The sequence below is a fragment of the Thermodesulfatator indicus DSM 15286 genome, assembly GCF_000217795.1.
Taxonomy (GTDB): domain Bacteria; phylum Desulfobacterota; class Thermodesulfobacteria; order Thermodesulfobacteriales; family Thermodesulfatatoraceae; genus Thermodesulfatator; species Thermodesulfatator indicus.
Genome location: NC_015681.1, coordinates 780308 through 800474 on the forward strand (window position 1 = coordinate 780308; position 20167 = coordinate 800474).

Annotated in this window: 21 protein-coding genes; 16 read left to right on the plus strand and 5 right to left on the minus strand. The window is 42.3% G+C overall.

Annotated elements, in window-relative coordinates; all coding sequences use genetic code 11:
• Nucleotides 1–84: 84 nt before the first annotated feature.
• Genes THEIN_RS03735 through panB form a run of 5 tightly spaced genes read left to right on the plus strand, consistent with a single transcriptional unit; the run spans nucleotide 85 to nucleotide 3668 of the window.
• A complete protein-coding gene (locus THEIN_RS03735) occupies nucleotides 85–843 on the plus strand; it encodes a YebC/PmpR family DNA-binding transcriptional regulator (protein ID WP_013907366.1) in 759 nt (252 codons plus the stop codon).
• Nucleotides 843–1319, plus strand: a complete 477-nt coding sequence (ruvC, locus tag THEIN_RS03740) for a crossover junction endodeoxyribonuclease RuvC (RefSeq protein WP_013907367.1) — start codon at nucleotides 843–845, stop codon at nucleotides 1317–1319. Before THEIN_RS03735 ends, ruvC begins: the two co-directional genes overlap by 1 nt.
• The gene (ruvA, locus tag THEIN_RS03745; RefSeq protein ID WP_013907368.1) at nucleotides 1303–1869 is read left to right on the plus strand and encodes a Holliday junction branch migration protein RuvA; all 567 of its coding nucleotides are present in this window, start codon (nucleotides 1303–1305) and stop codon (nucleotides 1867–1869) included. Before ruvC ends, ruvA begins: the two co-directional genes overlap by 17 nt.
• A complete protein-coding gene (ruvB, locus tag THEIN_RS03750; RefSeq protein ID WP_013907369.1) occupies nucleotides 1862–2830 on the plus strand; it encodes a Holliday junction branch migration DNA helicase RuvB in 969 nt (322 codons plus the stop codon). Before ruvA ends, ruvB begins: the two co-directional genes overlap by 8 nt.
• Nucleotides 2814–3668: a 3-methyl-2-oxobutanoate hydroxymethyltransferase gene (gene panB / locus THEIN_RS03755; RefSeq protein WP_013907370.1), complete on the plus strand. Its 855-nt coding sequence runs from the start codon at nucleotides 2814–2816 to the stop codon at nucleotides 3666–3668. Before ruvB ends, panB begins: the two co-directional genes overlap by 17 nt.
• Before the next feature lie 31 nt (nucleotides 3669–3699).
• Here the strand turns inward: panB and THEIN_RS03760 are convergent, their stop codons facing one another.
• A complete protein-coding gene (locus THEIN_RS03760) occupies nucleotides 3700–5967 on the minus strand; it encodes a hydrogenase iron-sulfur subunit (RefSeq protein ID WP_013907371.1) in 2268 nt (755 codons plus the stop codon).
• A 478-nt stretch (nucleotides 5968–6445) separates the two neighbouring features.
• Nucleotides 6446–8566 carry an FG-GAP repeat domain-containing protein gene (locus THEIN_RS03765; RefSeq protein ID WP_013907372.1) on the minus strand — a complete coding sequence of 707 codons (2121 nt, stop codon included), beginning with the start codon at nucleotides 8564–8566 and terminating at the stop codon, nucleotides 6446–6448.
• Between the two features lie 534 nt (nucleotides 8567–9100).
• Here THEIN_RS03765 and THEIN_RS03770 point away from each other — a divergent pair.
• Both THEIN_RS03770 and rsmI read left to right on the plus strand, forming a co-directional pair.
• On the plus strand, nucleotides 9101–9691 hold the full coding sequence (locus THEIN_RS03770) for a CDP-alcohol phosphatidyltransferase family protein (protein WP_013907373.1): 591 nt from the start codon (nucleotides 9101–9103) through the stop codon (nucleotides 9689–9691).
• Nucleotides 9666–10538 carry a 16S rRNA (cytidine(1402)-2'-O)-methyltransferase gene (gene rsmI / locus THEIN_RS03775; RefSeq protein ID WP_013907374.1) on the plus strand — a complete coding sequence of 291 codons (873 nt, stop codon included), beginning with the start codon at nucleotides 9666–9668 and terminating at the stop codon, nucleotides 10536–10538. The genes THEIN_RS03770 and rsmI overlap by 26 nt, the downstream gene beginning before the upstream one ends.
• On the opposite strand, the gene ispG is transcribed toward rsmI, so the two are convergent.
• A complete protein-coding gene (gene ispG / locus THEIN_RS03780; protein ID WP_013907375.1) occupies nucleotides 10510–11586 on the minus strand; it encodes a flavodoxin-dependent (E)-4-hydroxy-3-methylbut-2-enyl-diphosphate synthase in 1077 nt (358 codons plus the stop codon). The genes rsmI and ispG overlap by 29 nt on opposite strands.
• Nucleotides 11587–11676: 90 nt before the next feature.
• Here ispG and THEIN_RS03785 point away from each other — a divergent pair, with 90 nt between their 5' ends.
• From THEIN_RS03785 to THEIN_RS03815, 7 genes are all read left to right on the plus strand, one after another.
• Nucleotides 11677–12054 (plus strand): YkvA family protein, encoded by a 378-nt coding sequence (locus THEIN_RS03785; protein ID WP_052299033.1) that lies wholly within the window; start codon nucleotides 11677–11679, stop codon nucleotides 12052–12054.
• A gap of 61 nt (nucleotides 12055–12115) precedes the next feature.
• Nucleotides 12116–13222, plus strand: coding sequence for an inositol-3-phosphate synthase (locus tag THEIN_RS03790; protein WP_013907376.1), 1107 nt, complete (start codon nucleotides 12116–12118; stop codon nucleotides 13220–13222).
• A 10-nt stretch (nucleotides 13223–13232) separates the two neighbouring features.
• Nucleotides 13233–14396, plus strand: coding sequence for an LL-diaminopimelate aminotransferase (locus THEIN_RS03795; protein WP_013907377.1), 1164 nt, complete (start codon nucleotides 13233–13235; stop codon nucleotides 14394–14396).
• A 17-nt stretch (nucleotides 14397–14413) separates the two neighbouring features.
• Nucleotides 14414–14899, plus strand: a complete 486-nt coding sequence (gene folK, locus THEIN_RS11940) for a 2-amino-4-hydroxy-6-hydroxymethyldihydropteridine diphosphokinase (RefSeq protein ID WP_245523091.1) — start codon at nucleotides 14414–14416, stop codon at nucleotides 14897–14899.
• On the plus strand, nucleotides 14887–15168 hold the full coding sequence (locus THEIN_RS03805; RefSeq protein ID WP_013907379.1) for a YHS domain-containing protein: 282 nt from the start codon (nucleotides 14887–14889) through the stop codon (nucleotides 15166–15168). Before folK ends, THEIN_RS03805 begins: the two co-directional genes overlap by 13 nt.
• Nucleotides 15169–15179: 11 nt before the next feature.
• Nucleotides 15180–15674: a lytic transglycosylase domain-containing protein gene (locus tag THEIN_RS03810; RefSeq protein WP_169311148.1), complete on the plus strand. Its 495-nt coding sequence runs from the start codon at nucleotides 15180–15182 to the stop codon at nucleotides 15672–15674.
• A 102-nt stretch (nucleotides 15675–15776) separates the two neighbouring features.
• Nucleotides 15777–15989 (plus strand): hypothetical protein, encoded by a 213-nt coding sequence (locus THEIN_RS03815; RefSeq protein ID WP_013907381.1) that lies wholly within the window; start codon nucleotides 15777–15779, stop codon nucleotides 15987–15989.
• Here the strand turns inward: THEIN_RS03815 and folE2 are convergent.
• Both folE2 and THEIN_RS03825 read right to left on the minus strand, forming a co-directional pair.
• Nucleotides 15986–16768, minus strand: a complete 783-nt coding sequence (gene folE2, locus THEIN_RS03820) for a GTP cyclohydrolase FolE2 (RefSeq protein ID WP_013907382.1) — start codon at nucleotides 16766–16768, stop codon at nucleotides 15986–15988. The two genes, THEIN_RS03815 and folE2, sit on opposite strands and share 4 nt — an antisense overlap.
• Nucleotides 16761–17636, minus strand: coding sequence for an ATP-binding protein (locus THEIN_RS03825; RefSeq protein ID WP_217125056.1), 876 nt, complete (start codon nucleotides 17634–17636; stop codon nucleotides 16761–16763). The genes folE2 and THEIN_RS03825 overlap by 8 nt, the downstream gene beginning before the upstream one ends.
• 25 nt (nucleotides 17637–17661) lie before the next feature.
• Between THEIN_RS03825 and THEIN_RS03830 the strand changes: the two genes are divergently transcribed.
• Both THEIN_RS03830 and THEIN_RS03835 read left to right on the plus strand, forming a co-directional pair.
• Nucleotides 17662–19377 carry a proline--tRNA ligase gene (locus tag THEIN_RS03830; RefSeq protein ID WP_013907384.1) on the plus strand — a complete coding sequence of 572 codons (1716 nt, stop codon included), beginning with the start codon at nucleotides 17662–17664 and terminating at the stop codon, nucleotides 19375–19377.
• Nucleotides 19370–20110, plus strand: coding sequence for a TlyA family RNA methyltransferase (locus tag THEIN_RS03835; RefSeq protein WP_013907385.1), 741 nt, complete (start codon nucleotides 19370–19372; stop codon nucleotides 20108–20110). Before THEIN_RS03830 ends, THEIN_RS03835 begins: the two co-directional genes overlap by 8 nt.
• Nucleotides 20111–20167 lie beyond the last annotated feature (57 nt).

Genomic DNA, 20167 nt, shown 5'->3' on the forward strand with positions numbered 1-20167 from the left:
TTACTTTGGCCGTTTCCAATTTTGCAAAACAGGACAAAAGTGGCTAAGATTTGCCAAGAAGAACAAAAAGGAGAGAGGTGAGTTATGGCAGGGCACTCTCATTGGGCACAGATAAAGCGTAAAAAAGCAGCTCAGGATGCCAAGCGAGGCAAGATTTTTACCAAGCTTATCCGGGAAATTATGGTAGCCGCTCGCATGGGCGGAGGAGACCCCAGTGCTAACCCGCGTTTACGTGCTGCTATCCAGGCCGCCAAAGCCGCTAATATGCCCAAAGAAAACATTGAACGGGCTATTCGTAAAGGCACTGGTCAAGAACCTGGTACAACCTGGGAAGAGGTTACCTACGAGGGTTACGGCCCCGGTGGTGTGGCTGTTCTTATAAAAAGCGTTACTGATAACAAAAGGCGCACGGTTTCTGAATTAAGACACATCTTTAGCAAATGTGGTGGAAATCTGGCCGAGCCTGGAGCAGTAGCCTGGGTGTTTGAACAAAAAGGGCTTATTCTTGTAAATCGCAACGAAACAGATGAAGAAAAACTCCTTGAAGCTGCTCTGGAGGCTGGAGCTGAAGATGTCAGAGAATACGAAAGCGAATTTGAAATTATCACCCTTCCAGAGGATCTTGAAAACGTCAAAAAAGCTTTAGAAGAAGCTGGTTTTGTCATCCAGTCAGCAAGGGTTACCATGGTTCCTAAGTCAACGGTTAAAATAGAAGACGAAAAAACTGCTCAGCAAATGCTTCGCCTCATGGAAACCCTAGAAGACCACGACGACGTCCAGCAGGTTTACGCTAATTTTGATATTCCAGACGAACTCATGGAACGGGTAGGTGCAAATATTTAATGAGAGTTCTAGGGATAGACCCAGGGTCTCGAGTAACAGGCTTTGGCCTGGTGGAAAAGGGTGACGTCCCTTTGGCTTGGGGAGTAATTCGCCTTAAAGAGAAAGACTTGGCCCAACGTCTTTTTCGCATATATTCTGAGATTCTCGCTATCATAAAACAGTTTGAGCCAGAAGTTATTGCTTTTGAAGAGGTTATTCCTGAGACTTATCCGCGGGCAGCTCTTAAGCTGGGCCAGGCTCAAGGGGCTGCCCTTCTGGCCGCAGCCCACGCCAAAATACCAGTATTCTTTTATCATCCCTTGGAGATAAAAAAGGCTATCACTGGCTATGGGAATGCCTCTAAAGAACAACTGCGCTATATGGTAATAAACATTCTTGGCCTTGAAGAAGAACTTCCTGTTGACGCTTCAGACGCTCTCTCTGTAGCCCTTTATCATTTGCAAAATCATAAATGGGAAAATGTTAGCTCAAGTTAAAGGTAAAATCGTAAAAAAAATCCCAGGTAAAGTCTTTATGGCCACGGGGCCGGTGGTGCTTGAAGTTACCGTGCCCTTAAATTTGAGCCAAAATCTTCCTCAAGAAGGCGAAGACTACACTCTTTACACCACCTTGCGCTTACGAGGAGAAGTCCTTGAGCTCTATGGCTTTAACAGCTGGGACAACAAGATTTTCTTCGAAAAACTTATTTCTATTTCTTCGTTAGGGCCAAGGCTTGCCTTGAATATCCTTTCAGTTTTTGAACCTGAAGAATTCATAGAAGCAGTGGCCAAAAACGATGTCAAAAAGCTATCTGAGGTCCCGGGCATTGGCCCCAGACGGGCAGAAAAACTTTGCGTAGAATTGCGTGCGCGCCTTGAGCTTTCGCCTCAAACACAAAGTCCTTTATGGAATGAAGCGCTCTCAGCCCTGTTGAACCTCGGCTTTGCCGAAAAAGAAGCCCGCAAGGCCTTAAAAAATGTTTTTAAAGAGGGAGAAGATCTTACAGTCTTGATTAAAGAGGCCCTTAAGAGACTTTCAAATGGCTAACGTGGAGATACGTCCTAAAAACCTTGCTGATTACATTGGCCAGGAAGACGTAAAAAGAGAACTCAGCGTTTATCTAAAAGCAGCCAAAGCCCGCGGCGAGGCCCTTGACCACGTTTTGCTAACCGGGTTTCCTGGCCTGGGTAAGACTACACTTGCCCACATCATTGCCCATGAACTCGGAAGCAAACTCCACGTGACTTCTGGGGCAGCCCTAGAACGCCCTGGGGATCTAGCCGCCATCCTTTCAAGCCTCTCAGAAAGAGACGTGCTTTTTGTGGACGAAATACACCGTCTGCCTAGCTCTGTAGAAGAGATTCTTTATCCAGCCATGGAAGACTTTAAGCTTGACATCGTAGTGGGCAAAGGCCCTGGGGCACGTATTCTAAGGCTTAGTCTTCCGCGTTTCACTCTAGTAGGAGCCACTACCAGAAGTGGCCTTCTGTCTGCCCCCTTAAGAGACCGCTTTGGCATAACCTTCAAATTGGATTTTTATAACGAAGAGGAGCTTTTAGCCATTGTACTTCAAACCGCTAAAGCCCTTGATATTGAAATAGACCGGGAAGGGGCCTTAGAAATTGCCAAACGTTCCCGGGGAACACCGCGTATTGCTAACCGCCTATTAAAGCGCGTGGTGGACTTTGCTTGTGTGGAAAAAGTAGAAATTATTACTAGAGAACTGGCGAGAAAAGCCCTTTCTCTTATGGACCTAGATGATATAGGGCTTGGGCCGTTTGATCGCAAGCTCCTTAAAGTAATCATGGAAAAATTTGATGGGGGCCCGGTGGGGCTTGATACTCTGGCCACAGCCCTTTGTGAAGACCCGCGTACCCTGGAAGACGTTTATGAACCTTTCCTCATCAGGCTCGGCTTTATCCGTAGAACCAAAAGAGGACGGGTGATAACTAACCGCACTTACGAATATTTTGCCAAAAGGGGTATAAGTCATGGCAAACTTTTCTAAAATAACGGTACCCGAGCTTATAGCTAAAAAAGGCCGGGAAAAAATTTGTGCCCTTACGGCCTATGATGTCCTCTGGGCCAGGCTCCTTGACGAAGCAGGTATTGATTTAATCTTGGTGGGAGACTCTGCGGCTATGATCGTCCTCGGCTATGAAGACACCCTTCCCATCACCATGGAAGAGATGCTTATTTTTGCCAGAGCCGTTTCTCGCGGAGCAAAAAGAGCGCTGGTGGTGGGTGATATGCCCTTTCTTTCTTATCAGATAAGCCCCGAAGAGGCTATAAAAAACGCCGGGCGTTTCCTTAAAGAAGGCGGCTGTCAGGCGGTAAAAATAGAAGGCGGCGAAGAGATGGCCGAAACCATAGCAGCGGTAGTAAAAGCCGGTATCCCGGTCATGGGCCATATAGGGCTCACTCCCCAGCGAGCCCATGCCCTTGGCGGCTTTAAAGTCCAAGGGCGTGACCTTGAATCAGCTAAGAAACTTATAAACGATGCCAAGGCCCTTGAAGATGCAGGAGTGTTTTCTTTGGTGCTTGAGTGCGTACCCAAAGAGCTTGCCGCTTATATTACCAGGGAAGTTTCGGTCCCCACCATTGGCATTGGCGCCGGACCTCATTGTGATGGCCAGATCCTTGTACTTCCAGATCTGCTTGGACTTTTTGAGGCCTTTAGACCTAAGTTTGTCAAGTTTTATGCCAATTTTGCCGAAGAAGGCCGCAAGGCCCTAAATGCCTACTTACAGGAAGTAAAAGAAGGGGTATTCCCCGGGGCTAAAGAAAGTTTTTCTTTGAGTGACGAAGTCAAGAAAGCTTTAGGGATTAATGTAGGGGAGGCCTAAAAGCCTCCCTATATTAAAAAATTGTCAAAAATTACGAATTCTTTAAACTATCACGCATAGAACGTAACACTTTAGCCAGTTTAGGCCACATAGTCACCCCGATAAACTCCCAGCGAGCTATTTTAGGAATACCTATTTCTTTAAAAATCTTTTCCATAAACTTAAAACGCCGTGTTTCCATATCATTTCCCCAGAGATGATGACAATTTTTAGGCGGGCAACCAGCTACCAATACCCCGTCAGCTAGATCTCTAGCAAGAATTTCAAACACTATTTCGGGATTAAGTGAAGCAGAACATCTAATTCTAATACTTCTGTAACCTTCTGGAATCTTTTCTCCGTAAACTCCCATCAGATCTCCCGCAGCGTAAGAACACCAGTAACACAAGAAAGCCAGAAGCCGAGGTTCACCAGGGGGGCAGTTTTCAAAGGCTACTTCAGCCATCTTTAGTAGCTGATGGTCTTCAAGGTTTAATAGCCTTATGGCCTTTGAACCGCAGGTAGCCGAACAAAGCCCGCAACCTTTACAAAGGGCAGCTTCTATCCGGGCACCGTTTTCGTCAAAGTTTATCGCCCCGTGAGGGCAGACCGCCACACACATTCCACAACGAGAACATTTTTCCGTTTCAACTACGGAAACATACTTGGCCTCACGCCCTTTTAAGGCCTCATGGATCCTTAAGGCCGCGGCCTGTCCTGATTCTACGCTTTCTTGAACGTCTTTAAAGCCTTTGGCCGTACCTACGGCAAAGACTCTTTCCACATGAGTTTCGAGAGGATTTATAACCCTTGGCTGAAATTCGTAAGGGAAGCCATACTGGTCTAGCTCAACTCCAAACATTTTGGCTATTTTGACGCCAGAGGGTACCAGAGGTTCGGCAAGGACTACCAAATCCGCCTCAAATTCTCCATCTTTAGTAACCACTTTAAGCCAGCCCTCTTCGCCTGGTTCAACTTTTTCTACCTCGGTTTGTAGGAAACCAACTCCTTTAGCTTCTGCTTCCCGACGAAAGGCCTCAAAAGCCCGGCCACAGGAACGCAAGCTCTTGTAATAAACGTTTACTTCAGTACCAAGGTAGGCCATGGATAAGCGCACGGCGTGTTTCATGGCCGCCAAACAGCAAAGTCTTGAGCAATAGCCTACTTCGTCTTTCTGGCAGAGAACAAAAGCTATGCTTATAGGTGGTTTGCCTTTGAACTTATTGGCCCAAAGCCTTTCAAATTCAAGCATGGTAACAACATTTGGCAGGTGGTAGGAAAGCTTTTCAAAGGCATTCATATCATAACCGGAAAAACCAGTAGCTAAAGCTACGGCTCCATAGGTTTCTTCAAAGATTTCTGGTTTGGCTTGAAGATCAATGGCCCCGGTGGGACAGACTTTCTCGCATTCACCACATTCTGTACAGGCTTCCCTTATCAGGTGATACACGTTGGGAACCGCCAGCTTAAAGCTCTTGTCTATAACTTTGCGATCTTTGAGACCTATATCAAAATCATTGGGAACGGTTTCAGGGCATACCACCGCACACTCTCCACAACCCATACACTTTTTAGGATCTACGAACTGAGGCCCCTTTTCTATGGTGACGATAAAATTACCGTCTTTCTTTTTGACTTCGGTAACTTTAGAAGAAAGGAACAAAGAAACGTTATCCTGCCAAAGGGTTTCACGGGCTATAACCGGCCCAATACACTCGCTGGTACAAACCGAAGGGTAACCTTCTGATTGCCAAAGAAGAGGAATCTGGCAGGCGTGGCCGCCAATATACGACTTTTCCTCTACCAGGGTAACTTTTACTCCCAGATCTCCCAGACTTTTGGCACAACTCATTCCCGCCACTCCGGCTCCGATTACTAAGGCTTTTTGGGCAATTTCTCGTGAAGCATGGGCTGGCTGGTTAGTGATGAGCTTTTCAAAACCCATTTGAAGCAGGTCAAGGGCTTTGGCGGTGGTGGCCGAAGAATCTTCATGAATCATAAAACATTGCTCTTTTATATTCACAACTTCAGCAAAACCAGGATCTATTCCAAGAAAAGAGAGGAGTTTTCCCAAACGTTTTTCATCAAAGCTAAGTGAAGAACGCTCAGAACAACCCACAAAAAGCAAGTGGGTAAAGCGCTCTTTGTACTCAGCAAGTTTGTCTTCTGGGCATAAGCAAAAGTCAGAAAATTTCAAAACAACTTCTACGTCTGGCAAAGATTGGGCTTTTTCAGCCAACGAAGAAAAATCTATTTTCTTTTCCAAAAGGCCTCCACAAGAACACAAAACCACGCCTATACTTCTATTTTCATTTTTCAAGGCCCCCATCCTCCTTTGTGTTTTCTTATTTTTTCGCTATACGCCCAGTTTTTTTGTTTGTCAAATTGTTTCTCAGTATCAAAAAACATTTTTAAATGATTTTGAACAAGCTAAAAGATTTTATTGATGACTAGTCTAAAATTTTTAGAAAATCTTTGAAGATTAAACAAAAACTTTGTTAATAGGTCATTAAACAGGCGACAATTGAGTCATTGCGAACAAAGCGAAACAATCCTTGTCCCGAGCGCAGCGAAGGGATCTGTGAGACTGCTTCGGCCTCTAACGAGGCCTCGCAGTGACGGCGAGAGTTACTTAGCCTTATCGATTATGTTAGCGATGACACTTTGTTAATTAAAAATGCTCGGATTAATAGTGGGGCTAGTTGATTGATATAAATTAGCTCAAGGGGCGGTTATGATCTGCCGCCCCTAAACACTAAAGTATAACTGAGCAGTCTATTAAACAGAGTATTCCAGAATCATAAACTCAATGGTTTTAGCTTTAATTTTTTAATTGGTTTTCGAGAATCTATCGGCTTTAGTTTCAAAAGTAATTTTCCATCTTTTAATATGAACGGAGCAAGAGGAGCTAGTTTTGGAGGATCTTTAAAGTAAGGTGTCTTTTCAGGAACATAATAATCAACTACTAAATATCCACGGTCTTTGTCATAATAAACTACTACGCCAACTTTATATTTGTATTTCTGCGTATCATAACCTTCTTCTGTAAGGCAATAATTAAAAGCATTTTCTTTCAGATGGACACCTATTACTGTTGACTCAGTAAATGATATAGTGTGAGTAGTAATTTTTTCATTGGTGTATGTTTTCTTTGTTTTTGAAGACATACCAGGAATAACATTTCTCACCATATCAAAAAAATCTTTTTTATCCATTTTAAGTTGGCTACTTCGTTTATCCTGTGTTACTTGAATATTGGCCTCACTTAATCCTATTTTTAAATATCTGGAATCGCACATAACATTAAAGGATAAACTTCCAATTTCATTCTTAGCTAGATAATTATAAAGTAAACTTTTTCTTTCTGGATAAGAAGCAACATATCCTGTAACATGCGTAGAAGAAATATACTGAGGAACAGTATCTATATCAGTGACTTCTATATCTACAGGAACATAGATTAAAACATATTGCCTTTCGCCATTTTCAAAGGCTATCTCTTTAGGGAACAAAATGGGATAAGCAAAAATTTTATATGTTGTTTTTATAGTAATAGCTGTGTCATATCGGTCAGCCTTTAATCCGTAGCCAATGGTTTTAGTGGTTACCTTTTCTGAAATTGTACTTGTAGATTTTTCAAAAATTCGCCTTACTTTAAAATCCATTAAGTCAATCAAAGGAGCATCCATTTTAGAATCACGAGTAATCAAAACTCCTTCTTTAGCTTCTACTTTTAAACCATTTTCAAGCTCTGTTACCCTATCAAAAGAAGCATAAAAATAGCTTCCATCTTTTCTGATCAAAGCCTTTTCCTTGGGAGGGGCATTAATTATAGCCACTATCTGTTCTATTCTGGTAGTGACTTTGCCTACTTTTGGTGAGCCTACCACTACAGAATTCCCATCTATATCACCAACCGCAAGACTGTCATATCTTTCAAAGTCGGGATCTATCTTTTGAGCTATAATACGTCCTCTATAATCATAAACTCTAACAATATCATCTTTAGCGTAGGCCACAATAATATCTTCGTAGCCATCTCTATTTATATCTCCCACTGCCATTTGGCTATATTTATCATACTTTACTTTAAAAGGTTTTCCTTTTAAATTACCCTTCATGTCGTAAAAATAAATAGTGCCATCATTATTAAGAAAAACGATTTCGTCAATTCCGTCACCATCTACATCACCAGCACTAAGCCTATCATCAATATTAAAAATACCTTTACCAGAAAAATTACTAATACGGAGAACTCTTCTTACTTTGGGATTATAGAAAAAGACTTTTATTTTATTTTCTGAAGCGTCTCCCATTATTATTTCATCTATTCCATCTCCATTAACATCCCCAGTAGCTATCTTATCATTTTTTTCATAGCCAACATTAATAGAGGCTAATCTAGAGCGAGTTTTAAATGACCAGACTTCTAAAGTATCTCTTGCTCGACTACCCAATACAATATAGTCGTAACCCTTACTATTCTTTTCTAAATATCCAGCAGCCAATCCGTCATCTCGCTCATAATTGGCCGCAAGTGTACTATAGATAACATGCATATCTGGTGCGTATGCGACTATTTGACCAGCATAGTTTTTATTTTCTCTTTTCTTACCAAAAGCTATGATAATTTCGTCTTCAAAATTAGCAGCCACGTTTCCACAAATAACAGTGTCATTTCTATCAAATTTATTAAATAATTGTTTATCTAATATTCTAACAGCTCGGTTTTTACCATAAGATAAATTCCTATAGTCAAATACCTGCAACCCGTCTTTAGACACATCTCCGATAATAAGTTCTACATCAGAAATTATCCGTCTTTTTTTCAGGGGATCATTTTGCGCTAATACATCAAAGGAAAAAGAAAAAAACAACATTAACGCCATCATGAACTTCACTAAATAGCTAAATTTCATAAAATTCCTCCTTAATTTATTAGATTCATTTATTAAACAGATGACAATTGCACCGTCATTGCGAGCGGAGCGAAACAATCTCAAAATTACTCCTGAGATTACTTCGTCGCTCCCAGCAGACCTCCTAATAACAAAAAAAGGGTCATTTACCTCGCCCACTACAGAGCCTTTGTGACAGCTTTGTCGTATAAAAACGCTCGGATTAATAAATTAGATTCGTCTTTAAAAATACTGACAAAAAATTCAAACTAACGGAACTTAACTTTCAATTAAATTGTATTAAAATGTCACTTTTTTCTCTTTATATCTAGGGAATACGTCCAAAATTAAAGAAATCCAAACAATTTACTTGAATTTGTCTGAACGCATCAAAGAATCTACTCTCCATGATGTGACAATTAGATCGGATTTTGACTATGCTGTAAGCCCTCAAAACAGCCTATATCCCCTTGAGTGGAAATCTGGAAGAAACTGTTTTTTTGCTTGGCTCTCTTTTGTTTCATGGTTATTATACCTCTTGAACAGGAGAAATTTATGTCTTCTTTTACTTTTACTGACAGAATTAGAGAAATAAGCCGGCCTTTTTTATTACCCATCGTCAACTTTCTAGCGCGGCTGAAAATTCCTCCTAACGCTGTTTCGCTGGCAGGCTTCCTCGGCTGTGCGGCCACAGGTGTGGCCATTGCTTTTGGCTATTTTCAGCTAGCTGGCCTTTTACTTTTGATTTTTGGCCCTCTTGACGCTATAGATGGCCTTTTAGCCAGGAGTACAGGTAAGAAGTCAATTTTTGGAGCCTTTTTTGATTCTACCCTTGATCGTTACGCAGAAATTGCCATTTTTGGCGGCTTTTTATATTTTGCGTTTAACACCCAAGCGCCTTTAGTAGGTTATCTGGCTTTTGCCGCTTTGTGCGGCTCTCTTATGGTGAGCTATACTAGAGCACGGGCAGAGGCACTTGGCCTTGACTGCAAAGTAGGGCTGCTTACGCGTTTTGAACGCCTGGCCCTTTTAACTGGTGGCCTTTTATTAGATTGGTTTGTTCCTGTTTTGGCTATTCTAGCCGTGTTTGCTAATATAACTGCCCTTCAGCGAATATTCCATGTCTGGCGTCAAACAAAAAGCTGAACCAGGCACTCTTTACGTAGTCGCTACTCCTCTTGGCAACCTGAGAGACATAACTCTGCGAGCCCTGGATATATTGGAATCCGTTGATATTATTGCCGCAGAAGACACACGCACTACTTTAAAACTCCTTAATGCCTACCAGATAAAAGGCCCCAAACTTGTTCCTTATCATGAACACAATGAAAAAGAAAAGGCTTCCCTTTTGATTGAAAAACTTTTGGCTGGTCAAAGTGTAGCCCTGGTAAGTGAGGCAGGAACTCCTGGCATTTCTGACCCAGGTGCTTATCTGATTCGTCTCGCCCACGAAAAAGGACTAAAAGTTAGGCCGGTACCTGGCCCTTCGGCTATTTCTACGGCTCTTGGTGTGAGCGGTCTAAACCTAAAAAATGGCTTTATTTTTTTAGGATTTCTCCCTTCTAAGAGAGGTGAACGCCAAAAATTATTACAACAACTCAAAAACGAAAAAAGGCCCTTTTTGTGTTACGAAGCCCCTCATCGCTTAAAAGCCATGCTAAAAGACGCTCTAAAGATACTTGGGCCAAGAAGGATTTTTGTGGCCAGGGAGATGACCAAAAAATTTGAAGAATACTTCTGGACTGACCTTCCCTCCCTGCTTGAAAAAGTTAAAGATAATAACCCCCGTGGAGAATTTACCCTTATAATAGAAGGAGCTCCTGAAAAATTAACACGGCAGATAAACCCCGAGGAAAGGCTTCGTGTTTTCCTAAACCAGGGCCTAAGCCTTAAAGAAGCCGTAAAGCTGGTGGCTGAAGAAACTGATATTTCCCGAAAAGAGATTTATCCATTAGCGCTAAAAATCAGGGATTCTCTTCTAAAAAAGCCTTGACCTCGGCAAAAAAGGCCGGAAGAATCTCTTCTTCTTTCACCTTTTTTACAATTTTACCCTTGCGAAAAATAAGACCTACTCCCTTTCCTCCAGCAAGCCCTACATCGGCTTCACGCGCTTCACCAGGGCCGTTTACCACACAGCCCATTACTGCGAGTTTAATAGGCTGTTCAATTTTTCTGGCAAATTTTTCTACCTCTTCGGCAATAGGGAAAAGGTCTATTTCACAGCGACCACAGGTAGGGCAGGAAATTATTTCTGGCCCACGCTCACGCAAGCCCACGGCCCGCAAAATTTCATAGGCCACGTGAATTTCCTCTTCAGGGTCTCTGGTGAGAGAAACCCGAAGGGTATCGCCTATACCTTCTGAAAGCAAAAGGCCAAGAGCAAAGGCACTTTTTACCGTTCCCGCAATAAGGCCCCCGGCCTCAGTTACCCCGAGGTGGAGGGGAAAATCGCTTTTTTCAGAAAATAGCCGGTAGGCGTTAACAGTAGTCCATACGTCTGAGGATTTGAGAGAGACTTTTAGATTTTCAAAACCGAGGTCCCCCACTATAAAATCAAGGTGACGCAAAGCACTTTCTACCAAGGCTTCTGCTGTTGGTCCTTTATGTTTGCGCAAAAGATCTTTTTCAAGAGAACCGGCGTTAACTCCTATTCTGATAGCAGCTCCTTGCTCTTTAGCGGCTAAAACTACTTTGCGCACGTTATCCAGACCTTTAATATTTCCGGGGTTTATGCGAATGCCATCGGCTCCAGCTTCGAGGGAAGAAATAGCCAGCCGCCAATCAAAATGAATGTCAGCTACCAGGGGAATTCTAATTTGATTTTTTATTTTTTTAATGGCCTGGGCTGCTTCTTCATCAGGCACAGCTACTCTTATGAGCTCACAGCCTACTTCTTCAAGGCGCTTAATCTGCGCCACGGTAGCGACGATATCGCGCGTGTCGGTATTGGTCATTGATTGCACCAATACCGGCTGGCCACCGCCAATAAAAACGTTGCCGATACGGATAGTTCTAGTATTCTTTCTAGTAATTTTAGGCATTTCTGTTACAAAATGAGTTGCAAAGCTTTTTCATCTGATTATAACATCTTTTAGTTGTTTATAATATGGGCAAAATTTATGGAGGCAGCCTTGAATTTAGTCAAAGCAAAAAAAGAAGCCCAAAAGTACATAAAATTAATGCCAAAGCTGGTTAAGTTGCTTTATAAGCTAATAAAAGACCCTAGAGTGCCCGCCAAAGATAAGACCATTTTAGCCGCGGCCATAGTCTATCTAATGAATCCACTTGATTTTATTCCGGATATGATCCCTTTTTTTGGCATGGTAGATGACCTCTATCTGGTGGGCCTTGCTCTTTTGCGTTTACTTTATCACACTGACGAACAAGTTTTACGGGACAACTGGGAAGGTGAAGAAGATATCGTTTCTCTAGTAAAAAAGATTGTCGAAATAGGAGCCAAGCTTTTACCTCCGCGGGTGCGCGAGGCGGTTCTTGGCAGTTTTGAATAAAATTCTTATTTTCTAACATCGAGTTAATATTTGCCAGAAAAATTTTGTTAGGGGGTTATAAATGGGTGATAAGAAGATAAAACTCGCCATAGCGGGTGTAGGAAATTGTGCCAGTTCTTTGATTCAAGGAATCTTTTACTACCGTGATAAAGGCCTTGATAGCACCCAGGGGGTTATGTTTCCAGAAATAGGCGGCTATAAACCCTGGGACATTGAAGTAGTAGCTGCCTGGGACATAGACGAACGCAAAGTAGGTAAAGATGTTTCTGAGGCCATTTTTGCTCCACCCAATTGCACCACTGTATTTTACCCTGATGTGCCCAAGTTTGGCACTATTGTTAGAAAAGGCAAAGTGCTTGATGGCTGTGCCTCTCACATGAAAGATTATCCGCCAGAAAAGTCCTTTGTCCTTTCCTCGGAGAAAGAAGACGAACTTGAAGACGTAGTTGCTGTTCTTAAAGACTCTGGAGCCGATGTACTCATCAATTACGTACCTGTAGGTTCTGAACAGGCAGCTCGCTTTTATGCGGAAGCCTGCCTTAAAGCCGGGGTGGCCTTTATAAACGCCATGCCTACTTTTATCGTCTCAGAAGAATGGGGTAAACGTTTTGAAGAAGCTGGTATCCCCGCTGTAGGTGACGATATCAAGAGCCAGGTAGGCGCTACCATAGTTCATCGGGTACTTACCAAGCTCATGATAGACCGTGGTGTGCCGGTTAAGCGCTCTTATCAGGTAAACTTTGGTGGCAACACAGACTTTCTTAACATGCTGGCCCGTGAACGTTTAAGTACTAAAAAAGTTTCCAAAACAGAAGCGGTAACTTCCCTTCTCCCGTACGACATCGGGGCTGACAATATTCACATTGGCCCTTCTGACTGGATACCCTGGCTCAAGGACAATAAAATTGCCTACATTCGTCTTGAGGGCGAACTTTTTGGCGGTGTGCCCATGTATATTGAATTAAAACTAAGTGTTGAGGACTCTCCTAACTCAGCTGGTTCAGCCATGGATGCCATTCGCTGCGCCAAACTGGCTAAAGACCGTGGCATTGCTGGGCCACTTCTTTCCATCTCGGCCTATACCATGAAACATCCGCCTAAGCAGTATCCTGATGACGTGGCCAGGCAAATGGTTTTAGAATTTATTGAAGGCAAGCGCGAACGTTAGGAGGAAGCCAATGTTCTCTTTTTCTGAACGTTTACAAAAATTGCCACCTTATCTTTTTGTTGAGCTTGATCGTATGAAGGCCGAAGTCCAGGCCAAAGGTGTTGACGTGATAGACCTGGGAGTGGGAGATCCAGATCTTCCCACTCCTTCTCATATAGTTGAAGCTGCCAAAAAAGCCCTGGATAAACCTGAAAATCACCATTATCCCTCAAGTGCAGGTATGCTTTCTTTTCGGCAGGCCGCGGCCAACTGGATGAAAAACCGCTTTGGGGTGGAGCTTGATCCTCAAAAAGAGGTAGTCGCTCTTATTGGTTCCAAGGAAGGTATTGCCCATTTCCCGTTGGCTTTTGTAAACCCTGGAGACGTAGTGTTGGTACCCACTCCTGCTTATCCTGTTTATCACATCGGTACTCTTTTCGCCGGGGGAGAAACTTATTATATGCCGCTTCTACCTGAGAATAATTTTTTGCCAGACCTAAAAAGCATTCCTGAAGATATTCTTTCTCGAGCTAAAATCTTATGGCTCAATTATCCTAATAATCCTACCGCAGCGGTAGCAGATAAAAACTTTTTCGCCGAAGTAATAGCCTTTGCCAAAGAACACAATTTAATAGTCGCTCACGACGCCGCTTATACAGAACTATTTTTTGATGACTATGTACCACCGAGCATACTTGAAGTAGAAGGAGCCAAAGAAGTAGCCATAGAGTTTCACAGCCTTTCTAAAACCTATTGTATGACTGGCTGGCGTATTGCCTTTGCCGTGGGGAACGAAACCCTCGTTACCGGCCTTACCAAAGTAAAAAATAATGTTGACTCGGGTGCCTTTCAGGTAGTTCAGGAAGCAGCTATAGCCGCCCTTACAGGAGACCAGCAGTGCGTGGCTGATTTTAGAAATATCTTCAAAAAACGTCGTAATGTTTTGGTTGAAGGCCTCAAAAAACTTGGTTTTCAGGTTGAGGCCCCCAAAGCCACTTTTTACGTTTGGGCAAGAGTCCCTGAAGGCTATACCTCAGCTGATTTTGCCGCCAAGCTCTTAAAAGAAGCAGGCATTGTAGTAACTCCTGGCAACGGCTTTGGTGAACCGGGAGAAGGCTTTTTCAGAGTAGCTTTAACCGTTGATGAAAAGCGCCTTGAGGAGGCTATAAAACGGATCTCCTCCCTCAAGTTTTAAAACGAGCTTTTATTGGTATAGGTTCAAATTTAGGCGATCGTAAATTTTTTTGTCAGAGGGCCCTATGGGCCCTTAAAAAATTACCCGGTGTTTATCTTATAAAATGGTCTAGTCTTTATCTCACGCCTCCAGTAGGATTTTCTTCTGATAGGTATTTTTATAATCTGGTAGCAGAGATAAAAACTTCTCTTTCACCCTGGGCATTACTCTTCAGTTTATGGCAGATAGAGTTAGCCAATGGGCGTAAAAGAACAGGAAAAGTAACAGATCGTTCTCTTGACCTGGATATTTTGCTTTACGAAGGGGCAACTTTTGATTCTAAATTGCTTTCCTTGCCTCACCAAAAACTCCATGAGCGCTCTTTTGTTTTAATCCCACTTGTTGAATTGCTTCCTCACGAAAAACATCCTATTCTTAATAAGACATATGAAGAACTTTTAGCTAAGCGGCCACCTTCTGAGAAGAGGGCCATAAAAATTTTGGGGCCGTTATGTTTAGAATAATACTTATTATAGTCCTTTTTTTGCTTATCTGGTTTACCATTAAAGCCATCTGGAAGGATTTACGGCAAGCACGCCCTAAGGCCAAAACTTCAAGTTCTCCACCCGAAGTAACCGATAAATTAGTTAAAGACCCGGTTTGTGGGGTTTACTGCCCTCGCAAAACAGCTTATACCGCTATATGGCAAGGAAAAGTATATTACTTTTGCAGCGAAGAGTGCCGACAAAAATTTTTAGCCGAAAAAGGGGCCAAGGCCTCTTCATCTGGCTAATAATCTTATTCTTGTTGTATTGCTCCACTTCCTATGCCGAACTTTATTATTACAAAGACGCTTCAGGCAACATTTACATAACCAATATCCCTACAAACAAGCCTCTTTGGAAAAACACAAAAGCAAAAATTCCTGAAAAGATTTTCAAAAAAGCTGGAAGGCTTTACGGGATCGACCCGGCCTTACTCAAAGCTATGGCCAAAGTAGAATCAAATTTTGACCCTTACGCCATCTCTCCCAAAGGGGCCAGGGGACTTATGCAACTGATGCCCTCTACAGCTAAAATTTATGGGGTAAGGAATTGTTTCCATACGGAAGAGAATGTAAAAGCTGCCGCGGCTTTTTTAAAAGACCTATTGGAAGAGTTTGAAAATCTCGAACTAGCTTTAGCGGCTTATAACGCCGGGCCCAATAAGGTAAAAAAATTCAAAAAAATACCACCTTACCCTGAAACCCGCCGTTATGTAAAAAAAGTCCTCTATTTTTATTCAAAATATAAAAAATGAAAATTTTTGTCGATTTTTCTATTTTACATCTTAAAAATAGACATATTACGCTTTACAATATAAGTAACAATATTACGTTTAGCCATTTGAGAGGAGGAAGCCGTGAAAATATATTTTGATCCAGATATACCAGCAGACATACAGGAAGACATCAAACAAGTTGTGGAAGAACAGATTGAAGGTCCGTGCCCTTCTTGTGGTTGCGACGAGATCTATGTCTCTTTGATTGGAAATACCCTAGATGTAAAGTGTTACGACTGTGGCGAAAGCTTCTTTGAATTAGAACTTGAGGTAGAGGAGCAACAAACAGCTTAAACTTTGTTCCGCTCAATAAAGGCGTAGGCATTATGGGCATGGATAGACTCAAAATTTTCAGCCTCAACCGAGAACCAAATAATCTTTTGGTTCTCGGTAAAGCGCCGACATACTTCCCTTACCACGTCTTCCACAAACATAGGGTGGTCGTAAGCCCACTCGGTAATAAACTTTTCGTCGGTTCTTTTAAGTAAAGGATAAACAGGCGAAGAAGCACACTCTTCTACTATTTCTATTAGCTCTTCAATCCAGATAAACTTTTTAAATCTTACCTTTACCCTCACGATTCCTCTTTGATTATGAGCCCCTCTTTCGCTTATTTCTCTAGAGCATGGACAAACCGTCATAACCGGAACTTCTACTTCGAGGACTAGGTCACGAAAATCTTCGCCCATAGAACCTAAAATTCGACAATTATATTCCATAAGCCCTATAGCTTTAGAAACAGGGGCTTCCTTTTCCATAAAGAAGGGAAAAGACATTTCAATATGGGCGACTTTTGCCGTGAGGCGTTTTCTCATCTCCTGTAAAATACAAAGGATTTTTTTTATATGAATTTCGTGGCGGAATTCATTTAGAATTTCTACAAAACGGCTCATGTGAGTGCCTTTAAAATGGTGGGGCAAGTCCACGTACATATTGATTTGGGCCACAGTATGCTGAATACCTTTGCGGCGGTCAAGAATTGATATAGGATAGCGGATTCCCTTTATACCGACTTTGTCTATCTCTATTTGACGATGGTCTGGTAAGCTTTGGACGTCTTTAAGTTTATCCATTGGTACTCAATTGTTTTTCAAGCTTCTCTACCAGCAAATGGGCTATCTTTTTAGGTTCGTCAATTTCTATTACAGATTGGCCGCTTCTTTCGGCACCAGCCAAATCCTTGTTGTTAAAAAAATAGACTAAAAGAGGGCTATCTAATTCTTTTTCAAGAAAAACTATATCTTCTTTGTCCGATATATTATTCCCTACGAAAAATATATTTTTGACCCCTAGGTCTTTGGCCATTTTAGCAATTTGTTTGGCCGTCTCTATACTGCCTAGATAAGGCTGAACTACGATTAATACCGCGTCAATAGCGGAAATAGTAGCTCGGCCAAAGGGTTCCACTCCGGCCTCAAGGTCAATAACTATAGCTTCTTTACTCTGTAACAACAGAAAAGAAAGAAGACGCCTTAAAACAGTTTGTTCCGGACAGGCACACCCTCCACCTGCTTCTTTAATGGCACCGAGGACCATTAACTTTAAACCATTGCGAACAAGAGTAAACTTTTCAGGTAGATCATCTACTTTAGGATTTAGTGAATAAAAAGGACCTTCTTTTTCAGCTCTAGCCGCTAAAAGATCTTTCATTTCTGCTATAGGAGTAACCTTATCTGCCTCTTTGAAACCGAGTAAACGAGCCAGATGCGGGCTTGGATCAGCATCTATGGCTAGGACCTTATAGCCTTTTTCCAAAAGGGCCCTGCATAAAAGAGCCGCAATAGTTGACTTTCCTACTCCACCTTTGCCACATATAGCTATTTTCATGACAAGAATTTTTAGCAGGTAAAAAAGATTTTTGCCAGTATTTATTTTTTGTTTGACCCTGCTGTAAAACTTGATTTCGCCTGTCCCTGTTTTACGTTTATGTTTTGCGTTCAAAATATTGAAACATTAAGGAGGAGTTATGCGGCTTAGTCGTTATTTTATTCCTACCTTGAGAGAAGACCCTGCTGAAGCTGAAGTTATAAGTCACAAGCTTCTATTACGAGCCGGTATGATAAGAAGGGTAGCCTCGGGAATTTACACTTTTCTCCCTTTAGGTCTAAGGGTCCTGCGTAAAGTAGAAAATATTGTGCGCGAAGAAATGAATAGAGCCGGGGCCCTTGAAGTTCTTTTGCCTTTGGTTCAACCTGGAGAATTATGGCAGGAAACCGGCCGTTGGGACAAATTTGGCAAAGAGTTATTACGGTTTAAAGACCGCAAAGAACATGATTTCTGCCTTGGTCCTACCCATGAAGAAGTCATTACTGACCTGGTAAGAGGAGAAGTTCGCTCCTATCGCCAGCTACCCCTCATCCTTTACCAGATCGCCACTAAGTTTAGAGATGAGATAAGGCCGCGTTTTGGTCTTATGCGGGGGCGAGAGTTCATCATGAAAGATGCTTACAGCTTTGATGCCGATGAAAAGGGCCTTGATAAAAGCTACTGGCTCATGTATGAGGCTTATGAACGCACTTTTAAAAGATGCGGCTTAAAATTTAGGGCCGTATTAGCTGATACTGGGGCCATCGGAGGTAGCGAATCTCACGAATTCATGGTCCTGGCTGATACCGGTGAAGATGTTATTGCCACCTGTCCGGCTTGTGGCTATGCCGCTAATTTAGAAATGGCTGAGGCCAAAAGAGAATTTTCCTATCCAGATGAACCAGAAAAACCTTTAGAAAAAGTTGCTACCCCTGAAGCCAAACGAGTTGAAGAAGTAACGGCCTTTTTGGGAGTTCCTCCTGAAAAGTTAGTCAAAACATTAATCTATGTCGTAGATGGCCAGCCTCATGCCGTGTTAATAAGGGGGGACCATGAACTAAACGAGATAAAGCTGAGAAAAGCCTTAGGAGCAGAAGAATTAGAAATGGCTGACCCGGAAACAGTAGAAAAGCTCACGGGAGCTCCCGTTGGTTTTGCTGGTCCGGTGAGGATTTCTGGCGTAAAAATTATTGCCGATAAAGCTATTTGGGGGCTGAAAAACTTTATCGTAGGGGCTAACGAGGCTGATGCCCATTACGTAAATGTCAATTATCCCAGAGACTTTGAAATAGAGGCCTTTTTTGACTTGAGAAACGTAACTGAGGGAGACCTATGCCCTAAGTGCGGTAAGCCGCTTGAGTTGGTGCGCGGAATAGAAGTAGGCCATGTATTTAAACTTGGCACCAAATACAGTGAGGCTATGGGAGCTACCTTCCTTGATGCCGAGGGCAAAGAACGACCGTTTGTAATGGGTTGCTACGGCATAGGTGTTTCTCGTACCATGGCCGCAGCAATTGAGCAGAACCATGATGAAAACGGAATCATCTGGCCAATAAGTATAGCTCCTTTTCAGGTCATTCTGCTCACACTTAATCCCAAAAGCACAACATTAATGGAATTTTCAGAAAAGCTTTATAAAGAGCTTGAGGCCCAAGGCCTTGAAGTTCTCTGGGATGAAAGAGATGAGCGTCCAGGTGTCAAATTTAAAGATGCAGATTTAATTGGCATCCCCTATCAATTAGTAATAGGCAAAACCTTTGAAAAAGAAGGAAAACTTGAAATTAAAGAAAGGGCCACTGGAGAAAAAAGGCTTTTAAGTGAGGAAGAAGCCCTAAACTTCCTAAAAGAAAAGGCTAAAACAACTTCTGGTGAGTAAAGAGAGACTTGATAAACTGTTAGTTAAACGAGGCCTGGTGGAGAGTAGAGAAAAAGCCCAGGCTATGATTATGGCCGGCCAGGTTTATGTTAATGGCGAGCGTGTGGATAAGGCCGGCCATAAAGTCCCTGTTGAGGCAGATATTCAAATAAAAGGAAGACTTCCGTTTGTTTCTCGAGGTGGCCTCAAGCTTGCTCACGCTCTAACACACTTTGGTTTAAACGTTAAAGGGTTAGTATGCGCGGATATCGGTGCCTCAACCGGCGGCTTTACTGACTGTTTATTACAGGCCGGAGCCCAAAAAGTTTACGCCATCGATGTGGGAAAAGGCCAGCTTCACTATAAACTACGCAGTGATCCTCGAGTTGTGGTATTTGAAGAAGTAAATGCCCGTTATCTTACAGAAAAAGACCTGCCTGAACCAGTAGATTTAATAACTATAGATGTCTCTTTTATTTCTCTTACGAAAATTTTACCAGCAGCCTTACGCATTTTAAAACCCGGGGGAAAGATAGTCGCTTTGATAAAACCCCAATTTGAAGTAGGTAGAAACAAAGTAGGTAGAGGCGGGGTTGTTCGCGACCCGGCTTTACACCAAGAAGCTATAAAAAAAATAGAAGATTTTGCTACTAAAGAGCTAAATCTAAAGTCATATGGTGTGATAGAGAGCCCTATCTTAGGCCCTGCCGGGAACAAAGAATTTCTAATACTTTTAGCAAAAACCGACAGCTAAATAAGTTGGCTTATCAAATCAATAATGTTATAAAAGCAAAAATTAGGGATTTTAAAA